Genomic DNA, 7008 nt, shown 5'->3' on the forward strand with positions numbered 1-7008 from the left:
CCGAGGCCATCGAGAAGCTGCGCACCGTGTCTTTGCACATCGACGAAACACCCGGCCTCACATCCTCCGAATTGCGCGCCAATGCCCGACGGCTGGCGCGACAATGCGGCAAGCTGGGCTTGATCGTGGTGGACTATTTGCAGTTGATGAGCGGCTCGAGCAGCTCAGGCGGTGACAACCGCGCCACCGAGTTGGGCGAGATTTCGCGGGGCCTGAAGATGCTGGCCAAAGAGCTTCAGTGTCCCGTGATCGCGCTGTCCCAGCTCAACCGCAGCGTGGAGCAGCGCACCGACAAGCGGCCCATGATGAGTGACCTGCGGGAGTCGGGTGCGATCGAGCAAGACGCCGACATCATCATGTTCATTTACCGCGACGATTACTACAACAAGGATTCCAAGGACCCGGGCGTGGCCGAAATCATCATTGGCAAGCAGCGCAATGGCCCCACGGGCACGGTTCGCTTGACCTTCCTGAAGAACCTCACGCGGTTTGAAAGCCTGGCATCAGGCCTGAGCGACGATTACTGAAAACCGTCGTCTGTGGGTGCAGGGCCGCGCTGGAACACGCTCACAGCGCGTCGCTGGCAAAGTCGGCCAAACGCGAACGTTCGCCGCGTGCCAGGGTGATGTGGCCGCCATGCGCCCAGCCTTTGAAGCGGTCCACCGCGAAGGTCAAACCCGATGAGCCTTCGGTCAGGTAAGGCGTGTCGATCTGCGCCAAATTGCCCATGCAGATGATCTTGGTGCCGGGTCCGGCGCGTGTGATCAGGGTCTTCATTTGCTTGGGCGTCAGGTTTTGCGCCTCGTCAATGATGACGTACTTGTTCATGAAGGTGCGCCCGCGCATGAAGTTCATGCTCTTGACCTTGATGCGGCTTTTGATGAGTTCGTTGGTGGCCGCGCGCCCCCATTCACCCGAGTTGCCGCCATCACCTTTGGCTAAAAACTCCAAGTTGTCGTCCAGCGCGCCCATCCAGGGGCCCATTTTTTCTTCTTCGGTGCCGGGCAAGAAGCCGATGTCCTCCCCCACGCTCACGGTCGCGCGGGTCATGATGATTTCGGTGTAACGGCGGTCGTCCAGCACCTGCGTCAAGCCTGCGGCCAAGGCCATCAGGGTTTTGCCGGTGCCTGCTGTGCCGGCCAAGGTGACAAAGTCGATGTCAGGATCGGTCAGCACATTCAAGGCGAAGTTTTGCTCGCGGTTGCGCGCCGTCACGCCCCACACCGCGTTTTTCTGGTGGCCAAAGTCTTTCAAGGTCCGCAAAACGGCGGTTTTACCTCGTATCTCGGTGACCCGCGCGTACAAGCTCGGTTCGCCTGGGGCCTCGTAATACACAAACTGGTTCATGAACAGGCTGGGCACGATGGGGCCGCTGATGCGGTAGAAGGTCTGCGTGCCTTGTTGCCAGCTTTCCACGGTCTTGCCATTTTTGGTCCAAAAATCGCTGGGCAAAGCCAAGGACCCCGGGTAGAGCAGATCGCCGTCTTCCAAGGTTTTGTCGTTTTGGTAATCCTCTGCATGCAAGCCCAATGCCCGGGCTTTGACGCGCATGTTGATGTCTTTGGACACCAGCACCACCTCGCGAGGAGCGTGCATTTGGCCCAGCGCTTTGACCACACCCAAGATTTGGTTGTCGGCTTTGCCTTGGGGCAAGGCCAGAGGCAGACTCAAATCCAAAGCTTGGGTTTGGAAAAACAAATGGCCTGTGGCATCTGTGTGCCCTGTGGTGTTGAGCGGTGAGCCCTTGACCAAGTCATCCCCTTGGGCCGAAGCCAAAGCATCCAAAGAGCGGCTGGTTTGGCGCGCATTGCGTGCCACCTCGGTCATGCCTTTTTTGTGGCCATCGAGCTCTTCCAGCACGATCATGGGCAAGTAGACGTCATGCTCTTCAAAGCGGAACAGGCTGATGGGGTCGTGCATCAGCACATTGGTGTCGAGTACAAACAGTTTGCGCGGGCCGGTGCCTTGTTTGGCGCGTGGTGTGGTCTTGGGCCTGCGGCTTGTGTGTGAAGCTGTGGGCGTTGGCGTGGGCACCAATGCAGGCTTGTTGTGGGCAGGCTTCGTGTCCACTGGCGCTTGCGTGGGCGTTTGACTGTCCAGTTTGGGCTTGCGTGAGCGATGGGCGGGTTTGAGCCCGCTGTTCACAGACAAGGCGGCAGAAACCGCTGGCGCAATCGCTGCGGTTGGTGTTGGTCGGATTTTGGTTTCGACTTGAATCAAGGCCGGTGCTGTTTCGTCGTCAAGCAGGGCGGATTCGAACGCGGTGTGGGTCAAACGGCTGGCGCGTTGTGTAGGTGCAGGTGGCAGTGGCATGAGCAGTGGTGTTGGGGTGAACAGAGAAAAAGAGAGTCGGAAAAAATAAAAGCCGCCAAGTGGCCAGGGCGGCTTTTACTCAATGAAGGGGCTGTCATCAGGGGCATGAAAAGATTATGCACGACCCACAAGACAGGGCCGAATGCTCGGCCCAAAGCGGTGCCATCAGGCCAGCGCCGCCGATTTTTTCAAGTCTTTCACCGCTTGCAAGACCTCTTCCACATGGCCGGGCACTTTGAGCCCGCGCCACTCTTGCTTGAGGGTGCCATCGGCACCGATCAGGAAGGTGCTGCGTTCGATGCCCTTGACCTTCTTGCCGTACATGATCTTGTTTTTGACCACACCGAACATGTGGCACATTTTCTCTTCGGTGTCGGCGATCAATTCAAAAGGCAATTCCAGTTTGGATTTGAAATCATCGTGCGATTTCATGTTGTCTCGCGATACGCCCAAGACCAAAGCACCGGTTTTCACAAAATCCGGGTGTTTGTCACGAAACTGCATGGCCTCTGTGGTGCAACCGGGTGTGTTGTCTTTGGGATAGAAAAACAAAATAACGGGTTGACCGAGGTGGGATATGTTCGAAACTTTCAGGCCGCTGGTGGCGTTGGCTTCAAATTCGGGGAGGGGTTTGTTCAAAACGATCGCCATGGAACTTTGATCTCGCTTGCAGGTTGAGCGATTGACACGAAGAGATGGTGCCAGTTTCGCTGAGGGCCGTGGGCCTCGGAAGCCGTCTATTTTACTCTGAAGAGGTTTCGGGGTACTCGCACTGCATCCGCGCGCTCAAGCAAACTGCGTCTGGCCCGGCTCAAACCTCAAGCAAAAGCAAAGCCACCACTTTGCGGCCCTCACTGGCCAAGATGTTGTAGGTGCGGCAAGCGGCAGCGGTGTCCATGGTTTCAAGTCCAATGCCTTGGGCCATCAAGCCCTGCAAGTACGCCGGCTTGGGAAAACGGATTTTGTGACCGCTGCCAAAAAGAATCAGCTCTGCGCCGCTGTCCACCCATGGGCTGAAGTCGCGGTCGCTGAGGGCCTCAAAGTGACCCGTTGACCAAGCCGCGGGTGCCACCTGGGGCAAACTGCTGACCGACAATGAGTGCGCGTAGCGCACGCCATCGACTTCAATCCAAGCGCGGTCGTAAGCGTTGATGGTTGGGGCATTGGATTGGTCAGGCTGGAGTTTCATGGCACATAAAAAGGATTCGGGGCACGATGTGGGTCCAAAGCGCCCAAACAAGGGCCGGTCTTGGCTGAAAAATGTGGTCAAATTATAGGTTTTCGTTTGAACCTACCGCCTTTGGAGGCACTTTGAAGACCATTCAGAAATCTGCCAAGCTTGCCAATGTTTGTTACGACATCCGGGGGCCCATCATGGACAGGGCTCGACAGATGGAGGAGGATGGCCACAAGATCATCAAATTGAACATAGGCAATTTGGCCGTTTTTGGTTTCGATGCGCCCGAAGAAATTCAGCAAGACATGATCCGCAACCTGCCCAACTCGGCGGGTTACTCCGACAGCAAGGGCATTTTTGCGGCGCGCAAAGCGGTCATGCACGAAACCCAAAAGCAGCGCATTTTGGGCGTCGCTTTGGATGACATTTACCTGGGCAATGGGGCCAGTGAATTGATCGTCATGGCCACCAATGCCTTGCTGGACAATGGTGACGAATTGTTGCTGCCCTCGCCCGATTACCCCTTGTGGACGGCGGCTGCCAGTTTGTCGGGTGGCACACCGGTGCATTACCGCTGCGAAGAGCGTAATGCTTGGATGCCCGATTTGGCCGACATGCGGGCCAAAATCACGCCGCGCACCAAAGGCATCGTGGTCATCAACCCCAACAACCCGACCGGCGCGCTGTACTCGGACGAATTGCTGCGCGGCATCGTGGCCTTGGCCCGCGAACACGGGCTGGTGATTTTTGCCGACGAGGTCTACGACAAAGTTTTGTACGACGGCGTCAAGCACACGCCCATGGGCAGCTTGTCGCAAGACGTGTTGACCCTGACCTTCAACTCTTTGTCGAAAAGCTACCGCTCTTGCGGCTACCGCGCGGGTTGGATGGTGATCTCGGGCGACAAAAAACATGCCCGTGATTACATCGAGGGCCTGAACATGTTGTCGAACATGCGTTTGTGTGCCAATGTGCCGGGCCAGTGGGCCATTCAAACCGCTTTGGGTGGGCACCAGAGCATCAACGAATTGGTGGGTGAGGGCGGTCGCTTGCGCAAGCAGCGCGACTTGGCGCACCAGTTGATCACGGCGATTCCGGGCGTCAGTTGCGTCAAGCCAAAAGCAGCGCTGTACATGTTCCCCAAGCTTGACCCTCAGATGTACCCGGTGCAAGATGACCAAGATTTCTTTTTGCAGTTGCTGGAAGAAACCAAGGTCATGTTGGTGCAAGGCACGGGTTTCAATTGGCCCGATGCCGACCATTTCCGCATCGTGTTTTTGCCTCACGAGGACGATCTGCGCGAGGCCATTGCCCGCGTGGCCCGTTTTCTGGAAGGCGCTCGCCAGCGTTTTGGCACCAAAGCCTTGGCGGTTTGAGGCTATTTTTCCAGTCCGAGTTTTGGGCGTACCGCAGTAAAGAAGTTAAAAAATGAATCCGATCAAAGTGGGCTTGTTGGGCATGGGCACCGTGGGCAGTGGCACCTTCAATGTGCTGCAGCGCAATCAGGGCGAGATTGAGCGCCGCGCCGGTCGTGGCATTGAAGTGACCATTGTGGCTGACCTGGATGTGGCGCGTGCCCAAGCTTTGGTGGGGCCGGGCGTGCAGGTGGTGGCCGACGCGCGAGACGTGATCGCCAACCCCGAGATCGACATCGTGATCGAGTTGATCGGGGGCTATGGCATCGCCAAAGCCTTGGTGCTCGAAGCCATTGCGGCGGGCAAGCACGTGGTCACCGCCAACAAGGCCTTGCTGGCAGTGCACGGCACCGAGATTTTCGCGGCCGCACAAGCCCAAGGCGTGATGGTGGGTTTTGAAGCCGCGGTGGCTGGGGGCATTCCCATCATCAAGGCGCTGCGTGAAGGGCTGACGGCCAACCGCATCCAGTGGGTGGCTGGCATCATCAACGGCACGACCAACTTCATCTTGTCCGAGATGCGCGACAAAGGTTTGGACTTTGGCGAGGTGCTGAAAGAGGCGCAGCGCTTGGGTTATGCCGAGGCCGACCCGACATTTGACATCGAAGGTGTGGACGCTGCGCACAAAGTGACCTTGATGAGTGCCATTGCCTTCGGCATCCCGGTGCAGTTTGACAAGGCCTATGTGGAGGGCATCACCCAGCTGGGTGCGGCTGACATCAAGTACGCCGAGCAATTGGGTTACCGCATCAAACTGCTGGGCATCACCAAGCGCACAGCGCAGGGCATTGAGCTGCGGGTGCACCCCAGCCTGGTGCCCCAGCAGCGATTGATTGCCAACGTCGAAGGGGCCATGAACGCGGTGATGGTGCAAGGCGATGCGGTGGGCACCACGCTGTATTACGGCAAAGGTGCGGGTGCCGAGCCGACCGCCAGCGCGGTGATCGCCGATTTGGTCGACATCACCCGTTTGCACGCGGCCCAAACGCAGCACCGCGTGCCGCATTTGGCCTTCCAGCCCGGTGCCATGAGCGAGTTGCAGGTGCTGCCGATGGCCGAGGTGGTGACCAGTTACTACCTGCGCCTGCGCGTGGCCGACCAAGCGGGCGTGCTGGCCAAGCTCACGGGTTTGTTGGCCGAGGCGGACATCAGCATCGACGCCGTGTTGCAGCGCGAGGCCGACCAAGTCAGCTTGGCCGGTGAGAACCAGACCGACGTGATCATCTTGACCCACGACACCCGCGAGGGCACTTTGAACGCGGTGCTGGCCCAGATGCAGGCCTTGCCCACGGTGATGGCCCCCATCGTGCGCATTCGCAAGGAAGAACTGAACTGATGCGCTACCTGTCCACCCGTGGTCACGCCGACCGCCCCCAATTTTGTGACATCTTGCTTGAAGGCTTGGCGCCCGATGGCGGTTTGTACTTGCCCGAAAGTTACCCCCAGATCGACGCCCAAGCCTTGACGCGCCTGCGCAGCGTCTGGCAAACCCAGGGCTATGCGGCTTTGGCCTTTGAGGTCTTGCAGCTTTACATCGACGACATCCCGCGCGATGACTTGCTGGCCCTGTGCCGCAAGACCTACACGGCCGAGGTCTTTGGCACGCCTGAGATCGTGCCGCTCAAGCCTTTGCAGGCTGCAGGTCAGGCACAGCCCACCTTGTATTTGCAGGCCTTGTCCAACGGCCCCACTTTGGCCTTCAAAGACATGGCCATGCAGTTGCTGGGCCACTTGTTCGAGTACGAGTTGGCGCGGCGCGGTGAGTCCTTGAACATCTTGGGCGCCACTTCGGGCGACACCGGCAGCGCGGCCGAATACGCCATGCGCGGCAAAAAAGGTGTGCGCGTCTTCATGACCAGTCCCGATGGCCGCATGAGCCCGTTCCAACAAGCGCAGATGTTCAGCCTGCTGGACGAGAACATCCACAACATCGCCATCGCGGGGGTGTTCGACGATTGCCAAGACATCGTGAAAGCCGTGTCCAACGACTTGGCCTTCAAGCGCCGTTACAAAATTGGGACCGTGAACTCCATCAACTGGGCGCGTCTGTTGGCCCAGGTGGTGTACTACTTTGCCGGTTACTTCCAGGCCACCCACAGCAAC

General features: G+C 58.4%; 6 protein-coding genes and 1 pseudogene. 4 read left to right on the plus strand and 3 right to left on the minus strand.

What is annotated here, in order from left to right; translation table 11 throughout:
- Positions 1-527: DnaB-like helicase C-terminal domain-containing protein (locus ACIQ39_RS17810; protein WP_396435926.1), on the plus strand; the 527-nt coding region annotated here is incomplete at its 5' end.
- 40 nt (positions 528-567) lie between these two features.
- On the opposite strand, the gene ACIQ39_RS17815 is transcribed toward ACIQ39_RS17810, so the two are convergent.
- The 3 genes from ACIQ39_RS17815 to ACIQ39_RS17825 form a co-directional block, all read right to left on the minus strand.
- Complete coding sequence (locus ACIQ39_RS17815) at positions 568-2313, minus strand: PhoH family protein (protein ID WP_396435927.1); 1746 nt, start codon at positions 2311-2313, stop codon at positions 568-570.
- A 165-nt stretch (positions 2314-2478) separates the two neighbouring features.
- Positions 2479-2964: a peroxiredoxin gene (locus ACIQ39_RS17820; RefSeq protein WP_396435928.1), complete on the minus strand. Its 486-nt coding sequence runs from the start codon at positions 2962-2964 to the stop codon at positions 2479-2481.
- A 160-nt stretch (positions 2965-3124) separates the two neighbouring features.
- Positions 3125-3502: an Mth938-like domain-containing protein gene (locus ACIQ39_RS17825; RefSeq protein ID WP_396435929.1), complete on the minus strand. Its 378-nt coding sequence runs from the start codon at positions 3500-3502 to the stop codon at positions 3125-3127.
- A 122-nt stretch (positions 3503-3624) separates the two neighbouring features.
- Here ACIQ39_RS17825 and ACIQ39_RS17830 point away from each other — a divergent pair, with 122 nt between their 5' ends.
- The 3 genes and pseudogenes from ACIQ39_RS17830 to ACIQ39_RS17840 form a co-directional block, all read left to right on the plus strand.
- Positions 3625-4866 (plus strand): pyridoxal phosphate-dependent aminotransferase, encoded by a 1242-nt coding sequence (locus ACIQ39_RS17830; RefSeq protein ID WP_396435930.1) that lies wholly within the window; start codon positions 3625-3627, stop codon positions 4864-4866.
- A 52-nt stretch (positions 4867-4918) separates the two neighbouring features.
- Positions 4919-6241, plus strand: coding sequence for a homoserine dehydrogenase (locus ACIQ39_RS17835; RefSeq protein WP_396435931.1), 1323 nt, complete (start codon positions 4919-4921; stop codon positions 6239-6241).
- A pseudogene (locus tag ACIQ39_RS17840) lies at positions 6241-7008 on the plus strand (threonine synthase); the annotation flags it as partial. The gene ACIQ39_RS17835 and the pseudogene ACIQ39_RS17840, both read left to right, overlap by 1 nt.

This window comes from Limnohabitans sp. (assembly GCF_044361645.1).
Lineage (GTDB): Bacteria > Pseudomonadota > Gammaproteobacteria > Burkholderiales > Burkholderiaceae_C > Limnohabitans_A.

Bases quoted from the DNA above. Each gene is read 5' to 3' on its own strand.
- ACIQ39_RS17815 (WP_396435927.1), bottom strand. From the start codon at position 2,313: ATGCCACTGCCACCTGCACCTACACAACGCGCCAGCCGTTTGACCCAC.
- ACIQ39_RS17820 (WP_396435928.1), bottom strand. From the start codon at position 2,964: ATGGCGATCGTTTTGAACAAACCCCTCCCCGAATTTGAAGCCAACGCC.
- ACIQ39_RS17825 (WP_396435929.1), bottom strand. From the start codon at position 3,502: ATGAAACTCCAGCCTGACCAATCCAATGCCCCAACCATCAACGCTTAC.
- ACIQ39_RS17835 (WP_396435931.1), top strand. From the start codon at position 4,919: ATGAATCCGATCAAAGTGGGCTTGTTGGGCATGGGCACCGTGGGCAGT.